Below are 26,313 nucleotides of genomic sequence, written 5' to 3'. Positions count from 1 at the left end.
CTCGTGTTATTGGCGTTTCACCAGTTGCGCATCGACTGGCGCAGTATTGTCTCCAGGATGCCGGCATCCACCGGCTTGGGCGATCCGGCGAGCAGGCGCTGCTGCTTCAGCGCGCCGTCGATGATCGCGGGAATATCCGCTTCGGTGTAGCCAAGTTCGGCGATGCCCGAGGGCGCGCCCACCGCCTTCATCAGGTCGATCAGTGCCGCGGGCAGCGAGTCCGGGCCGGGATTCTCGATATCGTGGCCGCGCAACAGGCTGGCGGCGCGGATATGCTTCTCGGGCGCCGCATCATAGGTGTAGCGGAACGCCGCCGGCGAGGTGACGATCACCGAGAAGCCGTGCGGCACGAAGGCGTGGTTCCGCGAATAGCCTGGGGCGTGATAGACGTGCTTGAGCCCCGCGATCGGATAGGCGCAGGCATGGGGAATGTGCACGCCGGCTGTGCCGAAGCCGATGCCGGCCATGGTGGCGCCGAGCATCATCGTCCCGCGCGCCTCGTAATCCTCGCCATCGGCCACGGCGCGGGCGAGATATTTCCCGCCGAACTCGATCGCCTGGAGCGACCAGATATCGGCCACCGGGTTGGAGCCCTGATAGGGCGGGCGATCGTCCGGCGAGGCCGGCTTCGGCCGCTGGTTGAACGGTTTCGAGATATAGCTCTCGACCGCATGGCAAATCACGTCGAGCCCGGCCGAGGCGGTGACGCCGGCTGGTGTCGTCCGCGCGAGGGCAGGGTCGACCATCGCGAGGGTCGGCCGCATGTAGCGGTGCGAGATCCCGCTCTTGACCTTGAGTTCGGGGATGTCGAGCACGGCGACGGTGGTCGCCTCCGACCCGGAGCCGGAAGTAGTGGGCAGCGCGATCAGCGGCCGCAGCGGTCCGGGCGGCTTCCTGCCGCCGCCGATCGGCGGGTTGACATAGTCGATCACCGCCCCGCCATGGGTGCTGATCAGGTTGGCGACTTTCGCGGTGTCGATCGTCGAGCCGCCGCCGAGGGCGATGAACCCGTCGCAGGGATGCGCCTCCGCGAAGGCGGCGGCGCGGGCGAAACTGTCGATCGTCGGCTCGACATGGATGTCCTCGAACCGGTCGAAGGTTATGCCGGAGGCGGCGAGGATCCCCTCGATTCGCTCGATCAGGCCGAACTGGTGCAGCATCGGGTCGGCGACGAGGATGACATGGCGGAGGCCAAGGCGCTTCGCCTCCCAGCCGAGTTCGTCAGCCGCGCCGATGCCGTATTTCAACTGGGTGGCTTCGAGCGTGAAGACGCTTTCGAAGCCCTGGTCTGCCGTCTGGCTCATGATTTCCTCCATCCTCGGCCGTGAGCGGGCCAATGCGGGAGGGACTATGCCCCGTCCAGCGCGGTGCGCAATCGTCCGCCCGCCCCCGCGAGGCGCGCGCGCGCCTCGGTCGTGCCGATTCGCAACATGAGCATGACGATGGCGGTCTTTACTTCGTAACCGCTTGTTTCAAGGGCATCTTTCGCATCGGCCTCGGGCGCGCCGGCAATCGCGCGGACAATGCGGATGGCGCGGGCGCGCAGCTTCGCGTTGGTGGCGCGGAGATCGACCATATAGGGGCCGAATGTCTTGCCGAGGCGCATCATCACCGTGGTGGAGAGCGCGTTGAGGGCCAGTTTCTGGCTGGTGCCGGCCGAAAGCCGGGTCGAGCCGGCGAGCACTTCGGCACCCGTCGCGATCACCACCGCGATGTCGGCCGAAGTGGCGAGCGGACCATCGGCATTGACGATAGCCCCGGTCAGCAGGCCGCGCGCGGCGGCGGCGCGCAGCGCGCCGAGGGTGAACGGCGTCCGCCCGGAGGCGGCGATGCCGACGAGAACATCCGCCGGGCCCGCCTTGTGGTCATCGAGCAGGGCGGCGGCGGCGGCGGCATCGTCTTCTGCGCCCTCGACCGCGCCGGTCACCGCCGCGCCGCCGCCGGCGATCAGGGGAATGATCACCCCGTCCGGCAGCGAGAAGGTTGGCCCGCATTCCACCGCATCGAGCACCGCGAGGCGGCCTGAGGTTCCGGCGCCGGCATAGAACAGCCGCCCGCCGGCTTCGAGCCGCACCGCCACGTCCTCCGCCAGGCGGGCGAGCGCTGGGATCGCTCGCTTCACCGCCGCCGCCGCTTCCTGTTCCTGATCCAGCAACGCGGCCATGATCGTGGCGCTGTCCGCCCGGTCGAGTTCGTCGAGATCGCGGCGGATCGTCTCCGTCGCTGGCATGGCGGCGGCATGGCGCGCCGGCGCCGGCAGGGGATGCAGTGCCGTCCCGCCGATCCAGGCATTGCGGATCTCGAACGCATCGTCGAACCAGACGAGATCGGCCAGGCACCCGGCGGCAAGCCGCCCCCGATCGGCAAGTCCGAGCGCTGCGGCGGGGGCTTCGGTCGCCGCGCGTAGCGCGGAAGCGGGCGCGATGCCGGCGCCGATCAGGCGGCGTAGCCCTTCATCGAGCGTGATCGTCGCGCCGGTGAGCGATCCGTCCGGCCGCCGCGCGGCGCCGTCCCGCGCCTGCGCTGAATCGCCGCCGAAGCGTGCCGTGCTGCCCTCGGGCAGGCCGGCGAGGCTGACCGAATCGGTTACGGCCACCGCGCGCGCGCCGGCGGCGGCGAAGCCGAAGCGCAGCGCCAGCGCATCCGCATGCACGCCATCGGCGATGAAACACGCATGCACCCGCGCATCCGCGAGGGCGACGCCGATCAGCCCCGGATCGCGATGATGAAACGGCCGCATCGCGGTGAACACATGCGTCACCAGGCGGGCGCCGGCCTCGATCGCGGCCTGCGCTTCTGTCGCATCGGCGTCGCTGTGGCCCAGCGCCACCATCACCCCCGCATCCGTCAGCCGCCGCACCGCCGCAAGCCCGCCCGGCCGCTCCGGCGCGAGGGTGACGAGCTTCAGGGTGGCGGCAAGATCGGGGTCGGCCAGAAGTTCGTCCAAGGCCGCGCTGGTCGGATCGCGCAGCCAGTCCGCGCGATGGGCGCCGCGCCGGTTGGGTGCGAGGAACGGGCCTTCGAGATGCAGCCCCGGCATCCGCGCGACCGGTTCGCCCGCCATCGCCGCCAGCGCCGCGCGCAGGCGCCGCGCCGCGCCATGCAGGGCGGCGAACGGCGCGGTGATGACGGTCGGCGCGAAACTGGTGACACCGCGCGCGCCGAGGGCCCGGCAGAGATGGCGGAAGCCATCGGTATCCGCCTCGGCGCAATCGATGCCGAAGGCACCGTTATTGTGCAGGTCGATCAGGCCGGGGGCGAGGATGCCGCCCTGAAGCCGCAGGTCCGGGTTCGCCGGATCGTAGTCCAGCACCGCGGCGATCCGCCCGTTCTCGATGGCCACCGCGCCGGGGCCGGTGATCGCCCCGTCGCGGAACAGGCGGTCGGCCGCGATCAGCATCGGCTCAGCGGACGAGCATCGGCCCCAGCGGACGGCCGGCGAACACGTGCACGTGCAGATGCGGCACTTCCTGGTGGCTGTCCGGCCCCATATTGGCGAGCAGCCGGTAGCCGGTCTCCTCCGCGCCGATCTGCCGCGCCACCTCGCCGACCGCGCGCACGAAGCCGGTGATCTCGGCATCGCTGGCGGTGGAAGAGAAATCGGCGAAGGAGACGTATTTCCCCTTCGGAATCACCAGCACATGCTGCGGCGCCTGCGGGTTGATGTCGTGAAAGGCGAGGGCGAATTCGTCCTCATACACCTTGCGGCAGGGGATTTCGCCGCGCAGGATCCTGGCGAAGACGTTCTGGTCGTCATAGGGCGGCTTGCCGCTCACACCTGGCTTCATGGAATTTTCCTCGTTTCCGCGATCGACAGCAGCATCGGGCGGGACGCCTTTTCGGTGATCCCGGAAATGCCTTCCCGGCGCTGGAGTTCCAGCCACACATCTTCCGGCCGTACCCCGGCCGCGACCCACATGACCAGCAGGTGGTAAAGCACGTCGGCGCTTTCAGCGATCAGCGCCGTCCGGTTGCCGGCGACTGCCTCGATCAGGCATTCGACCGATTCCTCGCCGAATTTCTGGGCGACCTTGTTGACCCCGCGCGAGAGCAGGCGGGCCGAGTGACTGACCAGCGGATCGGCGGCTTTCCGGGCGAGGATGGTCGACCACAGCCGGTCGAGCACCTGGGCGTTCGGCGCCGCAGGGTTCAGCAGCGGGACGGGCGGATGGCTCGCGGCGCCCACTCCCTTCGGCTTCGCCTTCACCTTGGGTTTGGCGGAAGCGACCTTTTTCGGCTTGGCGTCGGCAGCGGCGGATTTCACGGGTTTCTTGGGCATGGCGATCTCTAGTGGGAGGCAACCGGGCGAACCGGCAGGCCGGCGGCGGCGAGGGCGGCCTTCACCTCGGCGATGGTGAACTGGCCGAAATGGAACACGCTGGCGGCAAGCAGCCCCGTCGCGCCCGCCTCGGCGCCTTCGACGAAATGCGCGAGCGTGCCGACCCCGCCCGAGGCGATCACGGGAATGTTCACCCGCGCGGTCACGGCGCGCAGCAGGTCGAGGTCGAAGCCGAGGCCGGTGCCGTCGCGGTCCATCGAGGTCAGCAGGATCTCGCCGGCGCCGCGCGCGGCCATCTCGGCGCACCAGCCCACCGCGTCGATCCCGGTGCCGCGCCGTCCGCCATGGGTGAACACTTCCCAACCCCCGCCGCCGCGCCGCGCATCGACCGCGACGACCACGCACTGGCTGCCGAATTTCCGTGCCGCCTCGTTGATGAAATCCGGGCGGGAAATGGCTGCCGAATTGATGCTGCACTTGTCGGCTCCGGCCAGCAGCAGGCGGCGCATGTCATCCGTGCTGCGGATGCCGCCGCCGACGGTCAGCGGCAGGAACACTCTGGCTGCGGTGCGGCCGACCACGTCGATGATCGTGTCGCGATTCTCATGGCTCGCGGTGATGTCGAGAAAGGTGAGTTCGTCGGCGCCCGCGCGGTCATAGACCACGGCCTGCTCCACCGGGTCGCCGGCATCGCGCAGCGAGACGAAGTTCACCCCCTTGACCACGCGCCCGTCCTTCACGTCGAGGCAGGGAATGACGCGCAGCTTCAGCATGCGGCGGCCTCCGCCAGCGCGGCCTGCGGGTCGATCCGGCCATCGTAGAGGGCGCGGCCGATGATCGTGCCGGCCAGATTGGGCGTCCGGGCGGCGGCGGCGCGCAGGTTGCGGATGTCCTCGATGCCGGCCAAGCCGCCCGAGGCGATCACCGGGATGGCGATGGCGGCGGCGAGGGCTTCGGTGGCGTCGAGATTGAGGCCCTGAAGCATGCCGTCGCGCGCGATATCGGTGTGGATGATGGCGGCGATGCCGGCATCCTGCAGGCGCATCGCCATCTCGGTCGCCGGCAGCGACGATGTTTCGGCCCATCCCTCGGTGGCGACCATGCCATCCCGCGCGTCGATGCCGACGACGATCCGCCCCGGAAAGGCGGCCGCCGCCTCGCGCACCAGGGCAGGGTTCTTCACCGCGGCGCTGCCGAGAATGACGCGCGAGATGCCAAGCTCGATCCAGGCGGCGATGCCCGCCATGTCACGGATGCCACCGCCGAGCTGCACCGGCATCGCCACCGCGGCGAGTATCGCGCGCACCGCCTCGCCGTTCACCGGCCGCCCGGCAAAAGCGCCGTTCAGGTCAACCACGTGCAGTGCTGTGAATCCGGCGGCCTCGAAGGCGCGGGCCTGGGCGGCCGGATCCTCGGCATAGACCGTCGCCTGGTCCATCTCGCCGCGGCGCAGACGCACGCAGGCGCCATCCTTGAGGTCGATCGCCGGGTAGAGGGTCAGCGCCATGTCAGGAAGCCTGCAACAACTTGTAGTAGAAATGCCCTGCGATCGTCTGCCCGTCGGTGCGGGCATAGGCCGGGTGCGTACCCCAGCGCACGAAACCAGCACGCTCGTAGAGGGCGATCGCGGCGTCCTGGGTCGCGCGGACATCGAGGTTGAGCACCTGATAGCCGAGGGCGCGGGCGCGGTCTTCGACCCGCTCGACGATGAGGCGAGCCAGGCCGTGGCCGCGTGCGTAGGGGGCGACGAAATTATGCGCGAGCGTCGCGCCGAAGGCCTGCGCCTCGTTGTTGCGTGGCGGGCGGACAAGCTGGGCGGCGCCGTAGATCACCCCGTCCATCCGGCCGACGAACAGTTCGCGTTCCGGCACCATCACGACGCCGCGGAAATACTGCTCCAGCGCCGCGCGCCCTGGTGGGCGGAGCCAGCCGAAGCCGCCGCCATCGATGATCGCCGCATCGGCGGCCTCGCACAGCGTCTGCATGTCGTCATCGGCGATCGCGGTCAGGCGATCGACCTGCATGCTCGACGGGGGAGGAAGGTCGCAGAGGTCCGGTTGGGTCATCATGGCATCCAGCGCAGGAAATTCGCCAGAATGGTCAGGCCGACCTCCTGGCTTTTCTCAACGTGGAATTGTGTACCCGCCCGGTTGCCGGTTGCAACCATTGCCACGATCTCTTCACCATATGATGTGGTCGCGATCACCGGTCCGCGATCATCCGTGCGCAGGGCGTAGGAATGCACGAAATACGCATGGTCGCCCGGCGTGAGCCCGTCGAGCAGCGGGTGCGCGCCGGGGGTGAAGGCGAGTTCGTTCCAGCCCATGTGCGGCAGGCGCAGGCCGTCTGCGCGAATCGGCGCGATGTCGCCGCGAATCCACCCGAATCCGGGGGTGATTTCGTGTTCGAGACCGCGTTCGGCCATCAGCTGCATGCCGACGCAGATGCCAAGAAACGGCACCCCGGCCTCGACCCGCCGATGCATCGCGGCGGCAAGGCCCGGGCGCGCGGCGAGCCCGTGCGCGCAGTCGGCGAATGCGCCCTGGCCGGGCAGCACGATCCGGTCGGCACCGGCAACGATATCCGGGTCGTCGGTAATCGAGACGGTGGCATCGAGCCCGAGACGGGAGGCGGCGAGTTCAAGCCCGCGCGCCGCCGAGGCGAGATTGCCGCTGCCGTAATCGATGACCGCAATCCTCACAGCACCCCCTTGGTCGAGGGGATCGCGCCCGCGGCCCGCGGATCGGGCTCGACGGCCATGCGCAGCGCCCGTGCCGCCGCCTTGAACGCGGCCTCGGCCACGTGATGCGCGTTGTGGCCGGCGCGGCGGGTCAGATGCAGGGCGAAGCCGCCATTGGCGGTCAGCGCCTGGAAGAATTCCTGAACCAGCTGGGTGTCCATGTCGCCGAGCATCGGCCGCTCGAACGGCACGTCGAACACCAGGAACCCCCGCCCGGAAAGGTCGATCGCGGCCTCGCACAGCGCCTCGTCCATCGGGGTCGCGGCGAAGCCGAAGCGGGTGATGCCGCGCTTGTCGCCCAGCGCCTCGCGAATCGCCTGGCCAAGCACGATGCCGACATCCTCCACCGTGTGGTGGGCGTCGATATGCAGGTCGCCCTCGGCGCGGACGATCAGGTCGAGCATGGCGTGCCGGCCGAGCGCGGTCAGCATGTGGTCGAAGAACCCGATTCCGGTGGCGATGTCGGTGTTGCCGGTGCCATCGAGGTCGAGCATCAGTTCGATCGATGTTTCGGATGTGGTGCGCGTGATGCTTGCAGTGCGGCTCATGCGCGCTGGCCTAGCCCAATTTCGCCGGCCCGCCAATCAGCCGGCCGGCGAAACTTCGCTCAGTGGTTGATCTGCTCGAGCGCGAGTCCCCTGGTCGAGGGACCGAGAGCGATCATCGCGATGCCCACCAGCATGGCGACGGCGATGAACACGGCCACTCCCGGCACGCCGTACCGGGCGAGCAGCACGCCGATCGCGAGCCCGGCGAAGGCCGCCGCCAGCCGGCTCCACGAATATACGAAGCCGACCGCGCGGGCGCGGATCCGGGTCGGATACAGCTCCGGCTGGTAGCCGTGATAGGCGAAGGACATCACGTTCGAGGCCAGCGTGAACAGCACGCCAAGGGCGATCAGCACCGGCGGCGCCGAACTCTGCGCGAACAGGCCGATCACGACCGTCATGACGACGAGCGCGCCGATGATCTGCGTCTTGCGCTCGATCCGGTCGGCGAAGACCGTGCCGAGCAGCGGGCCGAACGGATTGGCGATGGCGATGATGAAGGCGTATTCGAGACTGTGGGTGACGGTGATGCCGCGATGGATCAGCAGCGTCGGCACCCAGGCGGCGAAGCCGTAGAAGCCGATCACCTGCGCCATGTTGAAGATGGACAGGATGATCGTCCGCCGCAGGTATTCGGCGCCGAAGATTTCCATGATCGATCCGGCGCCTTCCTCTTCCGGGGCCGCCGGCTGCAATGGCGGCAGGGCCGCGCCGGTCTCCGCCACCACCCGCCGCTCGATGTCGGCGACGATCGCCTCCGCCTCCGCCATCCTGCCGTGGCGGGCCAGCCAGCGCGGGCTTTCCGGAATGCCGCGCTGCAGGGCAAACACCACGACGGCGCCGACCGAGCCGATCAGGATCAGCACCCGCCAGTAGTCCAGCCCGAACGGCTTGCTGCCCTTCATGGCATAGGCCAGGAACGCGATCAGCGGCACCACGAGGAAGGTGATGAACTGGTTCACCGCGAAGGCCTTGCCGCGCTCGCCGCGTGGGATGATCTCGGATATGAACGTATCGATGGTGACGAGTTCGACCCCGATGCCGATGCCGGCGATGAAGCGCCAGATATCGAGCGCGAGGCCGCTGGTCTGGAACGCCATGATCGCGGTGCAGACCATGTACCACAGCAGCGAGCCGGTGAAGACGGCGCGGCGGCCGAACCGGTCGGCGACCTGGCCGAAGATCAGCGCGCCGACCCAGAGCCCGGCGAAGGTGGCAAAGACGAAGGTGCCGAAGCCGGCGACCTTCAGCACGCTCAGCCCGGCGAGGAAGCCGAGCGATTCGGGCTTGAACAGCCCGTCGCCCACCATTCCCGGAGCGACATAGCCGGTGAAAAAGAGATCATAGAATTCGAATATGCCGCCGAGCGAGATCAGGACAATGATGGTCCAGACCGTGCGCGACGGCGGCAGACGGTCGAGGCGGGCGGCGATTGTCGCCGCAGTCTGGTCCGGCATGCGATCCTCACTGACATGTTTTTTATCAGTAAGCCCGTCTCCTGAGACCTTGGCAAGTCGGGGGCCGGCCTCGCCCGTCTAATCCTTCATTTCCCGGCGATCCTGGTCGCGGACCAGCCAGTAGACGATTCCGAGCGACAGGAACGCGACCGAAAGTGCGAGGAGTTGCAACGCGTTCTCATGCGCGAGATCCATGATGATCAGCTTGCGGACGATCGCGAGCATCCCGATCAGGATGACCACCCGCACGCGCACCGGCCCCTCGTCGCGCTCGCTCGTCACGAGGATCGATCGCTTGAATTCCAGCGCGATGACGACGGTGAAGATCCCGCCGAACACCGACTGGAACACCGCCGCGTTGGTCGGATCGAAGGTTGTGGCCAGGATGTCGTGTGCGATGTTCACCACGAGATGCGCGAGTGCCGCCGTCACCACGATCGCCATCAGCAGCGTCACGGCCTGGACGACGACGAATTCGAAATATTGGTACGCCCTGCTGCCGAACCGGCGGTCCATCCCCTGGTCTCCCCGTGTCTGCCGCGGCAATGATAGCGGCTTCCGCCGTCCGTTGCATGCACGAAAGGGACACGGACCCGCGCCCCTTCAACCTTTGGCGCCTTGCCCGGCCATCCGCGCGGTGCCATCTGGAGTGCATGATGAATACCAATGATCCGGTCGGCTGGCATGGCACGACCATTCTCTGTGTGCGGCGCGACGAGCAGGTCGCCATGGCCGGCGACGGCCAGGTCTCCCTCGGCAACACCGTGGTGAAGGGCAACGCGCGCAAGGTGCGCCGAATCGGCAATGGCAATGTCGTGGCCGGGTTCGCCGGCGCCACCGCTGATGCCTTCACCCTGCTCGAACGGCTGGAGGCGAAGCTGGAGCGCTTCCCGAACCAGCTCGAGCGCGCCTGCGTCGAACTCGCCAAGGACTGGCGGACCGACCGCTATCTCCGCCGGCTCGAGGCGATGATGGCGGTGGCCGACCGCACCCATGCCTACACCCTCACCGGCAATGGCGACGTGCTGGAACCCGAGGACGGCATCATCGCCATCGGCTCCGGCGGCAACTACGCCCTTGCCGCGGCGCGCGCGCTGATCTCGGTGGACGGCATGACCGCCGAGGACATCGCCCGCCGGGCGATGAAGATCGCCGGCGACATCTGCGTCTACACCAACCATCACGTGACGGTGGAAATCCTGTGATCGACAGCCCGACCTACACGCCCCGCGAAATCGTCTCCGAGCTCGACCGCTTCATCGTCGGCCAGCAGGACGCGAAGCGCGCCGTCGCCATCGCGCTGCGCAACCGATGGCGCCGCCAGCAGCTCCCCGAGGGGCTGCGCGAGGAGGTGGTGCCGAAGAACATCCTGATGATCGGGCCGACCGGCTGCGGCAAGACCGAGATCGCCCGCCGCCTCGCCAAGCTCGCCCAGGCGCCGTTCATCAAGGTCGAGGCGACGAAATTCACCGAGGTGGGCTATGTCGGCCGCGATGTGGAAAGCATCGTGCGCGACCTCGTCGAGGTGTCGATCACGATGCTGCGCGACATGAGCCGCAAGGGCGTGCAGGCCCGCGCCGAACTCGCCGCCGAGGATCGGCTGCTGACCGCGCTGGTGGGCGAGGGGGCCTCGTCGGAGACGCGCAACCGCTTCCGCCGGATGCTGCGCGACGGCGAGATGGAAGAAAAGGAAATCGACGTCGACGTGAGCGAGGCGCCGCCCAACGTGATCGGCCAGATGGACATGCCGGGCATGCCGCCGGGCGGCGCGATTAATCTCGGCGACATGATGAAGTCGATGTTCGGCCGCCAGCATGGCCGCAAGCGGATGACCGTCGCCGCCGCCCGCGCCGCGCTGGAGCGCGAGGAGGCCGACCGCCTGCTCGACAACGAGCAGCTGACCGCTGATGCCCGCCTGCACGCCGAGACGCACGGCATCGTCTTTCTCGACGAGATCGACAAGATCTGCGCGCGCACCGAAAGCGGCTTCCGCGGTGGCGACGTCTCGCGCGAGGGCGTGCAGCGCGACCTGCTGCCGCTGATCGAGGGCACGACGGTCTCGACCAAATACGGTCCGGTGAAGACCGATCACATTCTCTTCATCGCCTCGGGCGCGTTCCACGTCGCCAAGCCGTCGGACCTGCTGCCGGAACTGCAGGGGCGGCTGCCGATCCGCGTCGAGCTCGCCTCGCTCTCGCGCGAGGATTTCCGCCGCATCCTGACCGAGCCGGAACATTCCCTGCTCAAGCAGTATGTCGCGCTGATGAAGACCGAGAATGTCGACCTGCACTTCACCGACGACGCGGTCGATGCCGTGGCGGCGCTGGCGGCCGACATCAACGACCGGGTCGAGAATATCGGCGCGCGTCGGTTGGCCACGGTGCTGGAGCGGCTGCTCGAGGAGATCAGCTTCGCCGCGACCGACCGCGCCGGCGAGACCGTGACGGTCGACGCCGCCCTGGTCAACGACAAGGTCGCCCCGCTCGCCGCGCGCGGCGATCTCGGCCGCTTCATCCTGTAACGGCGCGGGTCTCCGGCGACGCCAGGGGGATCAATCCCCCAGCGTGCGCCGCCGGGACTCGAACTCGGCAGCGTCGATCTCGCCGCGCGCGAAGCGCTCCTTGAGGATATCGAGCGCCGTCCGCTGCGGCGGATGCGTCGGCCCGTGGGTGAACGTGCCGGCGGAGCGCAGCAGCGCCACCGCCACCATGACGATCACGGCGAGAACGAGGATCATGAAGAAAGGTCCGAGAAACATCGTCGTCCACCCATCATCCCACCACATCATGCCCGGTCCGTAGCCGAACCCGCCAGGTCCCGCCCCGCCCTGCGCGAAGGCGAGGCCCGGCAGGGCGGCGAGCGCGGCCGGTGCCGCAATCCGTTTCAGCCTGTTCATGATCGAGCCTCCTTCATCCACGAGGTCACGGGAGAAGAATGCGACTGTCTGCCCTTCTCCGCATTGATCCATATGGATATGCCCCGGCGTTCCGCGTAGCGCTGGTTTGCGCCAGCCGGAACGGGGCGGAGGATCAGCCGGCGCCGCGCGGGTCGATCGGCATGATCGGCGCATCGTCCCGCGCGATCGCGGCGCCGGCGGCGAGCAGCACATCCTCGCGGAAGGGGGCGGCGACGAGTTGCACGCCCAGCGGCGCACGGCCGGCGAAGCCGGCCGCGACATTGAGGCCCGGCAGCCCGACCAGCGGCAGCGCGATCTGCGTCGCCTGCGCATCCCACACGCGGCGGAAGGAGTCCGGCCCGGCGAGGTCGAGCCCGTCGCGGAAGGGCAGCTCGCCGGAGGTCGGCATCATCAGCACGGGGAAGCGGGCGAGCAGCTGGCGCCAGGCGCGGGCGATGGTGGCGCGGCGCTTCAGCGCCTGCGCAACCACGTCGCCCGGCCAGGATTTCGCCAGCTCGCGGAAGGAGTCGATCACCGTCATCGCGCCGGGATCGCCCTCCTGCGCGACGGTCGAGGCCAGCGCGTCGAAACCATCGCCGAGCCAGAGCTGGATCTGCACCTCGACCGCCTCGCGCATGTGCGGCAGGTCGTCGATCGTCTCGACCGCCCAGCCCGCCGTCTCGAGCGCCCGGCCCGCCGCGATCAGCGCCGCCTCGACTTCGGGGACCACCTTCATCCCGCCGGGGCGCAGGCAGAGTGCCGCCCGCCGCGGCAGGTCCGGCCCGTCGAGCGGCGCCGGGCACCACCACGGGTCGCGTGGGCCCTCCGGACTCGGGTCGGGTTGGGCCATCGCCGCGAGGGCGAGGCGCAGATCCGCCATGCTGCGCCCGATCGGGCCGGAGACGGCGGTGATCTGCGCGCCGATGCCGCGCTCGGGCCCCGAGGCGTTGAACGCCGCGACACGGCCGATGCTCGGCCGCAACCCGTGCAGGCCACAGGCATAGGCCGGGTAGCGGATCGAGCCGGCAATGTCGGTGCCGTGGGCGAAAGCGCCGATCCCGCTCGCGACCGCCGCCGCCGCCCCGCCGGACGAGCCGCCGGGCGTCAGCGCCGGATCGTGCGGATTTCGTGTGTCACCGTGCAACTGGTTGGTCGTGAACCAGCGCATCGAGAAGGCGGGGGTATTGGTGCGGCCAATGATGACCGCTCCCGCGCGTTCCAGGTTGTCGACCACCGGACTGTTGCTCTGGGCAACGAGATCCATCTGCAGGCGGATTCCGTTGGTGGTGGCGAATCCCTTCTGGTCGATATTCACCTTCACCGTGACGGGAACGCCGGCGAGCGGGCCCGGATCATCGCCGCGGGCGAGTGCCGCGTCGATCCGCCCGGCGGCGGCCAGCGCCCGTTCCGGGCGATGGTCGATCACGGCGTTGATCGCCGGGTTCACCTCGTCCAGCCGGGCGAGCGCGGCGGCGGCCGCCTCGCGCGCCGAAACCTCGCGTCGGCGGATGCGCGCGGCGAGGTCGGATGCGGTGAGTTGCCAGAGTTCGGTCATTATCGCTCCTGTCGTCTCCGCCGGTTCAGCCCGGCTCCAATCCGCACCATTGCGCGACGAACAGCGCGATCGCCTTCGTCACCCGCCGCACCGAGGCGAGGTCCACCGCCTCGTCGATCCCGTGAATCCCACGCGAGACCGGGCCGTAGCACAGCGCCGGAATCCGGTCGTAGAGCGCATGCACCCGCGCATCGAGATAGGCGCCGGTCATCATCGTGCCGAGCGGCGCACCGGTCGCCGCCGCGTGGGCGTCGGCCAGCGCCGCCTCCGCCGCCGATCCCGGCTCCAGCACGTAGCCCTCGGCGAAGAAGCCGTTGAAGCTGACGCGCGGCGGGTTGGCTGCGAGCATCGGGTCCGTCGCGGCGAAGGCGGCGATCCGCGCCTCGATCTCGCGCGCGGCATCGCCCGCCCGCGTGCCCGGATAGAGCGAGATCCGGCAGGAAAGCCGGCATCGGCTCGGCACCGAGGAGGCCCAGTCCCCACCCTCGATCCGGCCGAGATTGAGATTGATCGGGTGCGGCTCGGCGGCGAAAAGCGGATGCCCGCCCTTGCGCGCGTTCCACTCCGCCTCCAGCCCGCGCAGATCGGCGATGATGCGATATGCGGCATCGATCGCGTTCGCGCCCTCCGCCATGGCGCGGACATGCGCCGGCGCGCCGCGCACCTCGATCTCGAACCAGAGCACGCCGACATTGGCGCGCACCAGGCGTTCGTCCTGCGGTTCGGGAATCAGCGCGGCATCGGCCCGATAGCCGCGCAGATGCGTCATCAGCGCGCCGTTGCCGGTCGATTCCTCCTCGACCACCGATTCGACATGCACGGTTCCGGCCGGCTGGAACCCGGCGCGGCGCAGCGCGTCGAGCGCGAAGATGTTGGCGGCGTGGCCGGCCTTCATGTCGGCCGCGCCCCGCCCGTGCATCCACCCCTCCGCGATCACCGGCTCGAAGGGCGGATGCCGCCACATCTCCGCCGGGCCCGTCGGCACGACGTCGACATGCGCCTGCAGGATCAGCGAGCGGCCGGTGTCGCGCCGCGGGCGATGGGTGCCGATCACGATCGGCGCGTCGGAATGTTCGGCCGAAATCCGGCCCGCACCCGCATGCCGCGCCAGCGCGTCGCGGTCCATGGTGAAGCGGTCCATCGCATAGAAGCGGTCTCGCAGCGCGCGATGGACGAAGTCCTGGATCGGCGCCTCGGCGCCGCGGGTGGAGGGGAAGCGCACCAGCGCCTGGGTGAAGGCGACCTGCTCGTCGAACCCGGCATCCACGGCGTCCATCAGCCTTGCCGCCAGATCCGGATCCAGTGTCATCGCCGCCCCCGTTTTTCTGGCGGCGATTTGAGAAGCCGGGGCGGCGGCTGTCAAGAAAGGGCGGGCAGGATCAGAACAGGCCGGCCCCGGACAGCCCGCCATAGACGCCAAGCCCCGCGGTGACCGCCGACATCGCGATGGCAAGCCCGGCATACCAGCCCCGCAGCCGCACCTGCGGCGGCAGCGCCTTGAGGCCGAGCATCACCAGGAAGCCGAGCACCAGCGGCAGCAGCAGCGCGTTCATCACCTCGACGGCGATGTTCAGGATCACGAGGTTCGGCACTACGCCGACCAGCACTGCGCCGAGGATCAGGCAGGCGGCATAGACGCCGTAGAACCACCTTGCGCGCAGCGGGTGATCCTCCAGCGAGCGGCGATACCCTGCCACCTCGCCAAGTCCCCAGGCCAGCGCGAGCGAGGCGACGATGGCCGCCACCAGCCCGGCGCCGAGCACGCCGGCGCCGAACACCAGCTTGCCCATCGCGACGCCGAGATAGGGGGTGAGGGCCGCGGTGATGTCGCCCACCGTGTCGAGGCTGGCATTGGGGTTGTGCCGGCCGATCGTCGCGGCGGTCGAGATCAGCACCGCCGCCATGACGAGCTGGGTGACCACCGCGCCGATCGCGGTATCCCAGCGCGCATACTTGAAATCCGCCGGCGTCAGCCGCTTATCCGCCACCGCCGATTGCTGGTAGAAGATCATCCACGGCATGATCACGGCGCCGATATTGGCGGCGACGAGGTAGAGATAACCTGGATTGCCCAGCGCCGGCTGGAAGGTCTGCGCGGCGATCTGGTCGACATCCGGCCGCGAGACGAAGGCGATGACGAAGAACACCAGCTCGAACAGGCCCAAGGCGATCGCCACCCGCTCGACCCGGCGATAGGAGCCGGTGAACGCGACCACGAGCAGGAACACGACGGCGAGCGTCAGCGTCACCGCGCGGGGGATGCCATAAAGCTCGCCCACGCCGGCCACACCGGAGAATTCCGAGAGCAGCGCGCCGACGGTGGCAACCGCGAGGCCCCCGGCCGAAAGCCAGGCCCAGCCCTTGCCGAACGTGTCGCGGATCAGTTCGCCATGGCCCTTGCCGGTGAAGATGCCGAGCCGGACGGTGAGTTCCTGAACCACAAAGAGAATGGGAATCAGGATGAACTGCAGCAGCAGCAGCCGATAGCCCCAAGCTACGCCGGATTGCGACGCCGTGATGATGCTGCCCACCTCGGTATCCGCGAGCATGACGACGATGCCAGGGCCGAGCACGGCGAGGAAGGGCAGGCGCGAACGACGGGAACGCGGTGACACGGCGGTTTGCGACAAGAGCGGTCTCCGGGTTAATTGAGAATGAGAATTATTCTCAACTGATGGTCATGGTGAATACAGGACCTCACAGGTCCTGTCAACGCGCCGACCGTTCCATGGCTCTGCGTCAACGCGCCGGTTGACTTCCGCTTGCCCGGAGAGGAAATCCGCGGCCATGATCCAGATCAAGCTGCACAACACGAAAACACGCCGGCGCGAGCCCTTCGCCCCCGCCGACCCCGCGCATGTGAAGCTCTATGTCTGCGGTCCCACGGTCTATGACCGCGCGCATCTCGGCAATGCGCGCACGGTGGTGGTGTTCGACACGCTGGTCCGCCTGCTGCGCCACCTGTTCCCGCGCGTCACCTATGTGCGGAACATCACCGACATCGATGACAAGATCAACGCCCGCGCCGCCGAAACCGGCGAGACGATCGGCGAGATCACCGCGCGGACGACAAGCTGGTTCCACGAGGACATGGCCGCCCTGTACTGCGCCCCGCCCGATATCGAGCCGCGCGCCACCGGGCATATCGGCGACATCATCGCCCTCATCGAGCGCCTGATCGCCCGCGGCCACGCCTATGCCGCCGAGGGCCATGTCCTGTTCGCCGTCGCGACCGATGCGGAATACGGCAAGTTTTCCGGCCGCTCGCCCGAGGAACTGCTGGCCGGCGCGCGGGTGGACGTCGCCACCTACAAGCGCGATCCGGGCGATTTCGTGCTCTGGAAACCCTCGCCGCCCGACCTGCCGGGCTGGGACAGCCCCTGGGGCCGCGGCCGGCCGGGCTGGCACATCGAATGCTCGGCGATGATCCACGCCACCCTCGGCGAGACGATCGACATCCATGGCGGCGGCGCCGACCTGATCTTCCCGCATCATGAGAACGAGATCGCCCAGTCCTGCTGCGCCTTTCCCGGCTCGGAATTCGCCCGCGTCTGGGTGCATGCCGGCATGTTGCAGGTGAACGGCCAGAAAATGTCGAAATCCCTCGGCAATTTCCGCACCGTTCAGGACGTGCTGGACGAGGCGCCGGGCGAGGCGGTGCGCTTCCTGCTGCTCAAGACGCATTATCGCGGCGTGCTTGACTTCTCCACCGCCGCGCTGGCCGAAGCGAAGCGGGAGCTCGACCGGTTCTACCGCGCACTGGAAAAGCATGCCGACCCCGCGCCCGCCGCCACACCGCCCGCCGCCTTCATCGAGGCCCTGGCGGATGACCTGAACACCCCCGGCGCGATTGCCGAACTCCACGCGCTGGCCGATGCTGCGATGCAGGGCGATGCCGCCAGCGCCGCCGGCCTGCGCGCCGCCGGCATGCTGATCGGCATCTTCAATCACACTGCCGACCAGTGGTTCCGCGGTGAGGCGACCGACGATGCGCGGATCGACGCGCTGATCGCCGAGCGTCTGGCCGCGCGGAGGAACAAGGATTTCGCCCGCGCCGACGCGATCCGCGCCGAACTCGCCGCCGCCGGCATCCTGCTCGAGGACGGTCCCGGCGGTACCACCTGGCGGCGCGCATGACCGGGCGCGATGAAGGCGCTGATCTCGCGCCGATCGACCCGTCCCCCGTCATCATCCTGGTCCGCCCGCAGCTTGCCGAGAATATCGGCTCGGTCGCGCGGGCAATGGGCAATGGCGGGCTGTTCCATCTCCGCCTCGTCGCTCCGCGCGACGGCTGGCCGCAGGACCGGGCGATGCGCACCGCCTCCGGCGCCTACCGCATCCTCGAAGCCGCGACGGTGCATGACACGGTGGCCGACGCGGTGGGCGACCTGCACCGCGTCTTCGCCACCTGTCCGCGCCCGCGCCACATCGTCAAGCCGCTGCTCACCGCCCGCGGTGCCGCCGCCGAACTGCGCGAGATCGGCGCTCGCGGCCTGAAATGCGGCATCCTGTTCGGCCCCGAGCGCGCCGGCCTCGACAATGACGACATCGCCTGCGCCGACAGCCTGATCCGCTACCCGCTCAACCCGCGCTTCATGTCCCTCAACCTCGCCCAGGCGGTGATGGTGATGGCCTATGAATGGTGGATCGCCGGCGAGGCCGCGCCGGTGCGCAAGCTGCAGACCCACAAGACCCATGTCGCGACCAAGGGCGAGCTGGAAAACTTCCTCACCCACCTGATCGCCGAATGCGACGAGGCCGGTTTCCTGCGCAACGAGCAGAAACGGCCCGGCATGGTGCGCAACATCCGCCACTTCTTCCAGCGCGGCGAGGTGACGGAACAGGAATTGCGCACGCTGCATGGCATCGTCACCGAACTTGCGCGCGGCCGCCGTGGCGCGCGTTGAGTTGGCGTCCCGATTCTGTCATCATAGGGGTGCCATATCGAAGCGGCGATCAGCGGAGTGGACAGCGTGATGGACCAGGTCGAAAGCGCAGCGCCGAACGCGTTCCTGAGGGATGTGCGCGCCATCTCGGCGCGGATGCACGGCGCGCTGCTCGATGAGGAGTCGGAGGGCGCCGATCCCGCGCTCGTTCTCCTGCAAAGCGCGCTCACGGCCGAAATCCTCTGCGTCTGGCGCTACACCATGATGTCGGTCTCGCTCGCCGGGCTGAAACAGCCGCGCATCGGCGCCGAGTTCCAGGAACAGGCGAATGACGAGCGCCGCCACATGGTCGCCATCGCGCAGCGCATCCGCGAACTCGGCGGCACGCCGGATTTCTCCCCGCACGGGCTCGAAACCCGCTTCGGCGAATTCGGCACCAGGGCGGATCTCGCCGGCCTCGTCGAACAGAACCTCGCCGCCGAGCGCGAGGTGATCGGCCTCTACCGCCGGATGATCGACCATTTCGAGCCGCACGACCCGGTCACCGCGCTGATGCTCACCAACATCCTCGAAGAGGAAAGCGAGCACGCGACCGACATGCAGGACCTGCTTTCGATCGAGACCGGCGGCCACGGCTGAAACGCCTGCCGCGCCGTCGCCGAACCGCTACCCCAGCAGGCCGATCAGCCCGCGCAACAGCGCGGCCGGTGTCGGCGGGCAGCCCGGAATCGTGAGCGTGACCGGCAGGACCGACGCCGTGCCCCCGAGGCAATGCGGGCTCGCCGCGAACACCCCGCCATCGCGCCCGCAATCGCCCACGGCAACGACGAATTTCGGCGCCGGCATCGCCTCGTAGGCCAGCCGCGTCGCGGCACTCATGTTCCGCGTCATCGGGCCGGTCGCCAGCAGCACATCAGCATGGCGGGGCGAGGCGACCAGTTTCAGCCCGAACCGCTCCAGATCGTAAAGCACGTTGCCAAGGGCGATGATTTCGAGCTCGCAGCCATTGCACGATCCCGCATCCACCGCGCGGATCGCCAGCGACCGGCCGAGCCGCCGCAACGCCGCCCGGTCGAGTTCCGCGACCAGCGCGGCGGTTTCGGCGTCGCGCGGCGGAGCCGTTTCGGTCATGGTGCCGCGATGGAGGCTTTCGAAGAGGGTTCTGCGCATTACAGGTCGCACCCCGAATAGGCGGCGTTGAAGCTCTTGTTGCAGAGCGGGAAGTCGGCGACGATGTTGCCCTCGATCGCCGCTTCCAGCGCTGGCCAGAAAAACCACGACGGATCGCGCATGAACGCATCCGCCACCACCGCGCCGCGCAGCCGCACCGCGGCGAAGACATCGCCCCTGAACCCTTCCACCAGCGCGCAGCCGAACGCCTCGCCACCGTTCTCCGGCCGTGAGGCGCGAATGTCGCCCTCCGGCAGATCGCCGAGCAACTCGCCGATCAGCGCGACGCTGGCGCGGATCTCGGCGATCCGGATCCGCACCCGCGCATCGACATCGCCGGCCGCAAGCGCGGGCACGTCGGGCGCATGGCGGTCATAGGGCGGGTAGGGCGCATCGCGCCGGGCGTCGAAATCCTGCCCCGCGGCGCGGCCGACATAGCCGCCGCAGCCGAGGCGGCGGGCAAGGTCGGGGGCGAGTCTTCCGGCGCCGACCACCCGGTCCTGCAACGAGGCGGTCTTGCCATAGAGTTCGACCAGTCGCTCGAACCGCCCGCGCCAGGACGGCAATTCGGCAAGCAGGGAAGCGGCGGAAGCCGGCGCCAGATCGGCGGCAACCCCGCCGGGGACGATCCGGTCCATCATCAGCCGGTGGCCAAAGCAGGCCTCGGCCTGGCGCAGGATCGTCTCGCGCAGCGCGCCGGCATGGGCGTTGATCAGCGGGAACCCGGCATCGTTGCAAATCGCGCCGAAATCGCCAGCATGATTGGCGAGGCGTTCGAGCTCGGCCATCACCCCGCGCAGCACTGACGCCCGCTTCGGCACGACAACCCCGAGTGCCGCCTCGACCGCGCGGGCAAAGGCCCACGCATAGGCCACGGTCGAATCGCCCGAAACCCGCCCGGCGAGACGCGACGCCGCATCCGGTGTCGCTCCCCGCATCAGCCCGAGCGTGCCCTTGTGCGTGTAGCCGAGCCGCGCCTCCAGCCGCACGATCGTCTCGCCGTTCACCGTGAAGCGGAAATGGCCCGGCTCGATCGTCCCGGCATGGATCGGCCCCACCGGTATCCGGTGCAGCCCCTCGCCCTCGGCGGGCAGGAAGGCGAAGTCCCGCTCATGGTCGAGCCAGGGGCGCGGATCGGGCAATCCCTCGGCGCGGAGCCCGCTCGCATCCTGCAAGGCCCGCTCCATCAGGATCGCCCCCGGATGATACCGCCCGATCGACGGATAGGAACCGTCCTCCGCGCGCAGGGCGATCACCGCGAGATCGCTCCCGTTGGGCCGTCGTGTCGCCAGATGAACGCGCGCCCCCGCATCATCCCGCGCCGCCCAGAGCGCGACCAGCACGCGCTCCCCCGAAGCGAGTGCAGCACCTGCCGCGCGCCATCCGGCGGCGTCGACCATCGGCGGCGCGTCAGCCGAGCAGGGCGGCGGCATGGGCGAACCAGTCATACAGAAATCCCGGCAGCGCGATGCCGACGGCAAGCACGAGGCCGAGATGCAGCAGCAGCGGGGTCGCCGCGGCGGAACTCGGCGCGTTGCCCGGGCTCGGCGCGCCGAAACACAGCCCGGTCATCCGCAGCAGCAGCGCGCCGAAGGCAAGCAGGATGCCGAGGCCGAGCAGCACCGCGAGCAGCGGGGCGCGGGCGAAGGTCGAGGTGATCAGCAGGAATTCCGAGGTGAAGATGCCGAAGGGCGGCAGGCCCGCGATCGCCGCGATGCCCGCCACGAGCGTCCAGCCGAGAAAGGGATGGCTCGCCGTCAGCCCGCCGATCTCGGCGATCTTCTGCGTCCCCTTGGCCTGCGCCACATGCCCGACCGCGAAAAAAATCGCCGACTTGGTCAGGCTGTGCATCGCCATCTGCAACAGCCCGGCGAGATTGCCGATCGGCCCGCCAATGCCGAAGGCGAAGGTGATGATGCCCATGTGCTCGATCGAGGAATAGGCGAACAGGCGTTTGATGTCCCGCCGCCGGTAGAGCATGATCGCGGCGAAGAACAGCGTGGCGAGGCCGAAACCCTCCATCAGCGTCCCGGCGGCGATGCTGGCATGGCTCGCCGCGAGCAGGATCTTGAAGCGCAGCAGCGCATAGAGCGCCACATTCAGCAGCAGGCCGGACAGCACGGCCGAAATCGGCGTCGGCCCCTCGGCATGGGCGTCCGGCAGCCAGGCGTGCATCGGCACCAGCCCGGCCTTGGTGCCATAGCCGATCAGCAGGAACACGAATCCGACATCGAGCAGGGCCGGGTCGAGTGCGGCGGCATGGCGGAGCAGGCCGGTCCATTGCATCGCCTTCATCCCGCCGCCGAGCGCCGGCTGGGCCGCGAGATAGACCAGGATCGTGCCGAACAGCGCGAGCGCGATGCCGACGCTGCCGAGGATGAGATATTTCCACGACGCCTCGATCGCCGCCGGGGTGCGGTAGATCCCCACCATCATCACCGTCGACAGCGTGGCGAGTTCGACGCCGAACCACATCAGCCCGAGATTGTTGCTGACCAGCGCGAGATTCATGCCGAGCATCATCGCCTGGTACATCGCGTGGTAGAGCCGCAGGTGATGCGGCGCGAGGCGGCCGGTGCCGATCTCGTGGCCGATATAGCTCGCGCTGAACAGGCTGGTGGTGAACCCGACCAGCCCGTTCAGCAGCAGGAAGGCGATGTTCAGCCCATCCACGAGAAACAGCCCGTCCGGCGCCGGCCGGTGGACCAGCAGCACGGCGGCGGCGGCCACCGTCGCGCAACTCGCCAGCGCGTTCAGCCGCGCCGCCAGCCGCCACGACGGCACGAAGGCGAGCAGCAGCATGGCACCGGCCGGAATGGCGAGGGTGGCGATCACCGCGGCGAAGGCAGCGCCCGTCATCGCAGCTCTCCGCGGAACGCGTCCAGTGCGGCGCTGTCCACCGTGTCGAACCGCTCGCGGATGCGGAAGAGAAACACGCCGATCACGATGAAGGCGATCAGGATCGAGAAGGCGACGCTGATCTCCACCACCAGCGGCATGCCCTGCGCCCCCGCGGCGGCGAGGATCAGCCCGTTCTCCAGCATCATGAATCCCGCGATCTGGCTCACCGCGTTGCGCCGCGTCACCATCATCAGCATGCCGATCAGGATGACCGACAGCGCGAGAGCCAGATCCTCCCGCGCCAGCGCGTTGGCCTGGGCGGCAGTGCGCAGCATCACCAGCAGCGACAGCGCGACGAGCCCGATCCCGGCCAGCATCGTCAGGCTGATCCCGCCCACCGTCTCGACCTCGCGATGGATGTCGAGCCGCTCGATGATGCGGTGCAGCGCGAGCGGGATCGCCACCGCCTTGAACCCGATCGCGATCGCCGCGGTGATGTAGAGTTCCGGCGCCCGCTGCAGCCAGGCCTGCCAGCCGACCGCCACACCGAGCAGGGCGGCGTGCAGCGCCAGCACATTGACCAGCGCCGGCAGCCGGTCCTGATACAGCATCATCAGGCTGACCAGTACCAGCGCGCCGGCGAGCACATGGGCAAGGCCGAAGGCGGTTGCGCCGGGCGTAAAGGGGGCGAGCATCAGGGTCATAGCGAGGCCGACATGAACAACAGCAGCGTGCCGAGCAGGCCGAGCATCAGTGCTGCGCCGACGAAATTCGGAATCCGGAAGACCCGCATCTTGGCGATCGTCGTCTCGAACCCTGCCAGCGCCACCGCGCCGGCGCCGAGCTTGCCGGCATAGCTCAGAAGCCCGAGCGCGAGGGAAGCGGGCCCGGCCCCCGGCGGCGCGATGCCGAACGGCGCGAAGATGCAGGCGATCAGCGACATGTAGAGCAGCAGCCGCATCGCCCCGGCCAGCTCGATCAGTGCCAGGTGCCGGCCGGAATATTCCAGCACCATCGCCTCGTGCACCATGGTCAGTTCGAGATGCGTCGCCGGATTGTCGACCGGGAAGCGCCCGGTCTCGGTCAGCCCCACCATCACCAGCGCGACCAGGCCGAGCGCGAGCGACAGCCTGAGCCCCTCGGCGCCGGAATGCATGAAGGTGGCGATCGCCGAAAGCTGGCTGGTGCCGGCGACAAGCGCGACGGTGAAGACGATCATCAGCATCGCCGGCTCGGCGAGCGAGGCGAGCATCGCCTCCCGGCTCGCGCCGATACCGCCGAAGGCGGTGCCGGAATCAAGCGCCGCCAGCATCTGGAAGAAGCGGGCGCTGCCGAGCAGGGCTGCGATCACGATCAGGTCGCCCGACCAGGAGAATTGCAGATTGGTCGCGAATTCCGGCACCAGCGCCGCGGCGACCCAGGTGGCGGCGAAGATCACGTAAGGGGAGACGCGGAACAGCCACGATGATGCCTCGGGCACCACCGCCTCCTTCGCCACCAGCCGGGCGAGATCACGATAAACTTGCAGCAGCGGCGGCCCGGCGCGGCGCTGCAACCGCGCCTTGACCTTGCGCACGAAGCCGGTGAGCAGCGGCGCCGCCGCCAGCGCGATCGCCATTTCCAGCGCCTGCAGGGCAAGATGCACGATCAGGCCCATAACGCCACCGTCGCGAGCAGGATCAGCAGCGTCACGAACACCATCGCGAGATAGCGCCGTATGGTCAGGAACTGCAGCCGGTTGGCGCGGTCGGCGGCGCGGTTGACCAGTGCGGCGAGCGCCAGCGCGCCGCCATCCCACGCCGGATCGGTGATGCGGCTGGCGAAGCGCGCCGGCGCGGCCATCCCCGGCGGTGGCATCGCCACCTCGTCGCGGGCGCGGAACAGCGATGTGGCGAACACGCGGCGGATCGGCTGGCTGAATCCCGCGGGCGAATATTGCGTCCCCGCCGGCAGCGCCGCCCTGCCCTCGGTGAGAAAGCCGCATCCCCAGGGCACCGCCCGGCGCAGGGCGCGCGAGCCGAAGCGGTGCAGCCCCAGCGCCGCGAGGCTGCCGGTCAGCGCGATGAACAGCGCGATCAGCAGCGGATCGTAGGAGCTCTGCCGCGCCGGCACCGGCAGCAGGGTGAGCGCGCTCCAGCCCGGCCGCCCCGGCAGCGATATCCCGACCAGTTCCCTTGCCACCGGCGCAAGATGGCCGAGCACCAGCGCCGGCATCAGCCCGAACACGAGGCAGAGTGAAGCGAGCCCGATCATCGCGGCGCGCGAGATCCCGTCGGCCTCATGCGCGCTTGCAGCGGCCGCGCTGCGCGGCCGGCCGAGATAGGCCATGCCGTAGAGCCGGACGAGGCAGGCGCTGGCAAAGGCCGCGGCCAGCGCCAGCAGCGCGCCCGCCGCCGGCACCGCGAGCTTGAGCCCGAATTGCGGCAGCGACGGGCTGAGCAGCACCGCCTGCAACAGCAGCCATTCCGAGGCGAACCCGTTCAGCGGCGGTAGCGCCGCGATCGCCATCGCCGCGACCAGCATCGGCACCGCGCTGATCTGCATCCGGTGGATCAGCCCGCCAAGTTCCGAAAGCCGCCGGGTGCCGGCGCCGTGCTGGATCGCGCCGGCGCCGAAGAACAACGTGCTTTTGAACAGCATGTGGTTGAAGGCGTGGAACAGCGCGGCGGTGAGCGCGAGGCTCGCGGCCAGCGCCAGGCCGTCGGCCCGGAAGGCGAGGGCGAGGCCGAGCCCGGCGAAGATCAGCCCGATATTCTCGATCGTGCTGTAGGCGAGCACGGTCTTCACATCGTCTTCCAGCAGCGCCTGCAGCACGCCGAGCACGGCGGAAACGGCACCTGCCGCCAGCACCACGAGCCCCCACCACCAGGCGGCCGGGCCGGCGAGATCGAAGGCGATGCGGATGAAGGCGTAGACCGCCACCTTCGTCATCACCCCGCTCATCAGCGCCGAGACATGGCTCGGTGCCGCGGGATGCGCGCGCGGCAGCCAGACATGCAGCGGCATCAGGCCCGCCTTGGACCCGGCGCCGAGCAGCGCCAGCAGCATCGCGACCGCCCCTGTCCATTGCGCCCGGTGCGCCGCCGCGATGGAGGCGAATCCGTATGCCCCGTGCGGTCCCGCGAGCAGGCCGAAGGCGAGCAGCAGCATCAGCGTGCCCGCGCTCGCCATCAACAGATAGACGAACCCCGCCAGCCTCGTCTCCGCCCGCGTATGGTCCGCCATCACCAGCGCCCAGGAGGCGAGCGACATCAGCTCCCAGAACAGCAGGAACCCGTAGGCGTCGGCGGCGATCACCACCAGGTTCATCGCCGCGAGGAACACCGGGTAGAAGGGCAGCACCCGCCAGGGCTCCGCCTCGTGTCGCCCGTAGCCGAGCGCATACAGGCTGGCGGCCGCACCGCCGAGATCGACCAGCACGAGGAACGCGGCCGACAGCGGATCGACGGCGAACCGCATGCCGATTCCCGGCAGGCCGAGCGGCAGGGTGATGCCTGGCGCTCCGCCGCCAAGCGATGCGAAGGCCACGCCAAGCGCGATCAGGGACACGGCGAGCGACCCGCCATAGACCACGATGCGCCCGGCATCGCGGCGGGAAAGTGCTGCGCCGGCCGCGCCGAGCGCGAGCCAGGCCAGGGCGCAGAGCAGCAGTGCCGCCGTCACGTCCCGCTCTTGAGGCGCACGCCGCGCCCGCCGCTGGCATCCGAAACATCGCCCGGCCGGATCACCACGATCCCCGCCCGGTCCAGCGCGTCCAGCAGCTTCATCAGCGAATCGACATTGCCGCGGATCACCCCCTCGCTCGCCTCCATCCGCTGGATGGTCGGCAGCGACAGGCCGGACAATTCCGCCAGATCCCGCTGGTCGATGCCGAGCAGGGCGCGCGCCGCCTTCAACTGGCCGGAAGAAATCATGTCTGAAACATCATCTCCTGCGTTTCA

Annotated in this window: 27 protein-coding genes; 5 read left to right on the top strand and 22 right to left on the bottom strand. The window is 69.1% G+C overall.

Annotation, left to right across the window (positions count from 1 at the left end; all coding sequences use genetic code 11):
* Window positions 1-17 precede the first annotated feature (17 nt).
* The 11 genes from ACMV_RS07265 to ACMV_RS07215 all read right to left on the bottom strand — a co-directional run bounded on the left by ACMV_RS07265 (window position 18) and on the right by ACMV_RS07215 (window position 9,540).
* On the bottom strand, window positions 18-1,304 hold the full coding sequence (locus tag ACMV_RS07265) for a hydroxyacid-oxoacid transhydrogenase (RefSeq protein WP_011942229.1): 1,287 nt from the start codon (window positions 1,302-1,304) through the stop codon (window positions 18-20).
* A gap of 44 nt (window positions 1,305-1,348) precedes the next feature.
* Window positions 1,349-3,400, bottom strand: coding sequence for an N-acetylglucosamine-6-phosphate deacetylase (gene nagA / locus ACMV_RS07260; RefSeq protein ID WP_013640003.1), 2,052 nt, complete (start codon window positions 3,398-3,400; stop codon window positions 1,349-1,351).
* 4 nt (window positions 3,401-3,404) lie between these two features.
* Complete coding sequence (locus ACMV_RS21485) at window positions 3,405-3,788, bottom strand: histidine triad nucleotide-binding protein (RefSeq protein ID WP_007423214.1); 384 nt, start codon at window positions 3,786-3,788, stop codon at window positions 3,405-3,407.
* The gene (locus ACMV_RS07250) at window positions 3,785-4,279 is read right to left on the bottom strand and encodes a phosphoribosyl-ATP diphosphatase (protein WP_013640002.1); all 495 of its coding nucleotides are present in this window, start codon (window positions 4,277-4,279) and stop codon (window positions 3,785-3,787) included. Before ACMV_RS07250 ends, ACMV_RS21485 begins: the two co-directional genes overlap by 4 nt.
* An 8-nt stretch (window positions 4,280-4,287) precedes the next feature.
* Window positions 4,288-5,052 carry an imidazole glycerol phosphate synthase subunit HisF gene (gene hisF, locus ACMV_RS07245; RefSeq protein WP_013640001.1) on the bottom strand — a complete coding sequence of 255 codons (765 nt, stop codon included), beginning with the start codon at window positions 5,050-5,052 and terminating at the stop codon, window positions 4,288-4,290.
* Window positions 5,046-5,786: a 1-(5-phosphoribosyl)-5-[(5-phosphoribosylamino)methylideneamino]imidazole-4-carboxamide isomerase gene (hisA, locus tag ACMV_RS07240; RefSeq protein ID WP_007423217.1), complete on the bottom strand. Its 741-nt coding sequence runs from the start codon at window positions 5,784-5,786 to the stop codon at window positions 5,046-5,048. Before hisA ends, hisF begins: the two co-directional genes overlap by 7 nt.
* A 1-nt stretch (window position 5,787) precedes the next feature.
* The gene (locus tag ACMV_RS07235) at window positions 5,788-6,348 is read right to left on the bottom strand and encodes a GNAT family N-acetyltransferase (protein ID WP_011942224.1); all 561 of its coding nucleotides are present in this window, start codon (window positions 6,346-6,348) and stop codon (window positions 5,788-5,790) included.
* A complete protein-coding gene (gene hisH, locus ACMV_RS07230; RefSeq protein WP_013640000.1) occupies window positions 6,345-6,980 on the bottom strand; it encodes an imidazole glycerol phosphate synthase subunit HisH in 636 nt (211 codons plus the stop codon). Before hisH ends, ACMV_RS07235 begins: the two co-directional genes overlap by 4 nt.
* Window positions 6,977-7,567 carry an imidazoleglycerol-phosphate dehydratase HisB gene (gene hisB / locus ACMV_RS07225; protein WP_011942223.1) on the bottom strand — a complete coding sequence of 197 codons (591 nt, stop codon included), beginning with the start codon at window positions 7,565-7,567 and terminating at the stop codon, window positions 6,977-6,979. Before hisB ends, hisH begins: the two co-directional genes overlap by 4 nt.
* Before the next feature lie 59 nt (window positions 7,568-7,626).
* Window positions 7,627-9,024, bottom strand: coding sequence for an MFS transporter (locus ACMV_RS07220; protein WP_013639999.1), 1,398 nt, complete (start codon window positions 9,022-9,024; stop codon window positions 7,627-7,629).
* A gap of 78 nt (window positions 9,025-9,102) precedes the next feature.
* Entirely contained in the window at window positions 9,103-9,540 is a 438-nt protein-coding gene (locus ACMV_RS07215; RefSeq protein WP_007421789.1) for a phosphate-starvation-inducible PsiE family protein, read from the bottom strand.
* 137 nt (window positions 9,541-9,677) lie between these two features.
* Here ACMV_RS07215 and hslV point away from each other — a divergent pair, with 137 nt between their 5' ends.
* Both hslV and hslU read left to right on the top strand, forming a co-directional pair.
* Window positions 9,678-10,229 carry an ATP-dependent protease subunit HslV gene (gene hslV / locus ACMV_RS07210; protein ID WP_007421790.1) on the top strand — a complete coding sequence of 184 codons (552 nt, stop codon included), beginning with the start codon at window positions 9,678-9,680 and terminating at the stop codon, window positions 10,227-10,229.
* Entirely contained in the window at window positions 10,226-11,545 is a 1,320-nt protein-coding gene (hslU, locus tag ACMV_RS07205) for an ATP-dependent protease ATPase subunit HslU (protein ID WP_007421791.1), read from the top strand. The genes hslV and hslU overlap by 4 nt, the downstream gene beginning before the upstream one ends.
* Window positions 11,546-11,575: 30 nt before the next feature.
* Here hslU and ACMV_RS07200 read toward each other — a convergent pair whose 3' ends face one another.
* From ACMV_RS07200 to ACMV_RS07185, 4 genes are all read right to left on the bottom strand, one after another.
* Entirely contained in the window at window positions 11,576-11,920 is a 345-nt protein-coding gene (locus tag ACMV_RS07200) for an SHOCT domain-containing protein (RefSeq protein ID WP_007421792.1), read from the bottom strand.
* Between the two features lie 133 nt (window positions 11,921-12,053).
* Window positions 12,054-13,475: an amidase family protein gene (locus ACMV_RS07195; protein ID WP_013639998.1), complete on the bottom strand. Its 1,422-nt coding sequence runs from the start codon at window positions 13,473-13,475 to the stop codon at window positions 12,054-12,056.
* A 25-nt stretch (window positions 13,476-13,500) separates the two neighbouring features.
* Window positions 13,501-14,784 (bottom strand): ArgE/DapE family deacylase, encoded by a 1,284-nt coding sequence (locus ACMV_RS07190; protein ID WP_013639997.1) that lies wholly within the window; start codon window positions 14,782-14,784, stop codon window positions 13,501-13,503.
* A gap of 70 nt (window positions 14,785-14,854) precedes the next feature.
* Window positions 14,855-16,090 (bottom strand): NRAMP family divalent metal transporter, encoded by a 1,236-nt coding sequence (locus tag ACMV_RS07185; RefSeq protein ID WP_231295395.1) that lies wholly within the window; start codon window positions 16,088-16,090, stop codon window positions 14,855-14,857.
* Window positions 16,091-16,262: 172 nt separating this feature from the next.
* On the opposite strand from ACMV_RS07185, the gene cysS reads away from it, so the two are divergent.
* The 3 genes from cysS (at window position 16,263) to ACMV_RS07170 (ending at window position 19,000) form a co-directional block, all read left to right on the top strand.
* Entirely contained in the window at window positions 16,263-17,612 is a 1,350-nt protein-coding gene (cysS, locus tag ACMV_RS07180) for a cysteine--tRNA ligase (RefSeq protein WP_013639995.1), read from the top strand.
* Complete coding sequence (locus ACMV_RS07175; RefSeq protein WP_013639994.1) at window positions 17,609-18,382, top strand: RNA methyltransferase; 774 nt, start codon at window positions 17,609-17,611, stop codon at window positions 18,380-18,382. Before cysS ends, ACMV_RS07175 begins: the two co-directional genes overlap by 4 nt.
* A gap of 69 nt (window positions 18,383-18,451) precedes the next feature.
* A complete protein-coding gene (locus tag ACMV_RS07170) occupies window positions 18,452-19,000 on the top strand; it encodes a ferritin-like domain-containing protein (protein ID WP_011942215.1) in 549 nt (182 codons plus the stop codon).
* Window positions 19,001-19,027: 27 nt separating this feature from the next.
* Here the strand turns inward: ACMV_RS07170 and ACMV_RS07165 are convergent, their stop codons facing one another.
* The 7 genes from ACMV_RS07165 to ACMV_RS07135 are packed head-to-tail and all read right to left on the bottom strand — an operon-like array spanning window position 19,028 to window position 26,286.
* Window positions 19,028-19,531, bottom strand: a complete 504-nt coding sequence (locus tag ACMV_RS07165; protein WP_013639993.1) for an NADH-quinone oxidoreductase subunit B family protein — start codon at window positions 19,529-19,531, stop codon at window positions 19,028-19,030.
* The gene (locus ACMV_RS07160) at window positions 19,531-20,979 is read right to left on the bottom strand and encodes a hydrogenase large subunit (protein ID WP_048857899.1); all 1,449 of its coding nucleotides are present in this window, start codon (window positions 20,977-20,979) and stop codon (window positions 19,531-19,533) included. The genes ACMV_RS07165 and ACMV_RS07160 overlap by 1 nt, the downstream gene beginning before the upstream one ends.
* A complete protein-coding gene (locus ACMV_RS07155) occupies window positions 20,942-22,390 on the bottom strand; it encodes a hydrogenase 4 subunit F (protein ID WP_013639991.1) in 1,449 nt (482 codons plus the stop codon). The genes ACMV_RS07160 and ACMV_RS07155 overlap by 38 nt, the downstream gene beginning before the upstream one ends.
* Window positions 22,387-23,067, bottom strand: a complete 681-nt coding sequence (locus tag ACMV_RS07150) for a hypothetical protein (protein WP_007421802.1) — start codon at window positions 23,065-23,067, stop codon at window positions 22,387-22,389. The genes ACMV_RS07155 and ACMV_RS07150 overlap by 4 nt, the downstream gene beginning before the upstream one ends.
* Before the next feature lie 5 nt (window positions 23,068-23,072).
* Window positions 23,073-24,029, bottom strand: a complete 957-nt coding sequence (locus ACMV_RS07145; protein WP_011942211.1) for a respiratory chain complex I subunit 1 family protein — start codon at window positions 24,027-24,029, stop codon at window positions 23,073-23,075.
* Window positions 24,020-26,035, bottom strand: coding sequence for a hydrogenase 4 subunit B (gene hyfB / locus ACMV_RS07140; RefSeq protein ID WP_011942210.1), 2,016 nt, complete (start codon window positions 26,033-26,035; stop codon window positions 24,020-24,022). The genes ACMV_RS07145 and hyfB overlap by 10 nt, the downstream gene beginning before the upstream one ends.
* The gene (locus ACMV_RS07135; protein WP_007421805.1) at window positions 26,032-26,286 is read right to left on the bottom strand and encodes a helix-turn-helix domain-containing protein; all 255 of its coding nucleotides are present in this window, start codon (window positions 26,284-26,286) and stop codon (window positions 26,032-26,034) included. Before ACMV_RS07135 ends, hyfB begins: the two co-directional genes overlap by 4 nt.
* Window positions 26,287-26,313: the final 27 nt, after the last annotated feature.

Source organism: Acidiphilium multivorum AIU301, from assembly GCF_000202835.1.
Lineage (GTDB): Bacteria > Pseudomonadota > Alphaproteobacteria > Acetobacterales > Acetobacteraceae > Acidiphilium > Acidiphilium multivorum.
The sequence above is the reverse complement of the archived record's forward strand: the minus strand, read 5'-3'. Positions and strand labels throughout refer to the sequence as shown.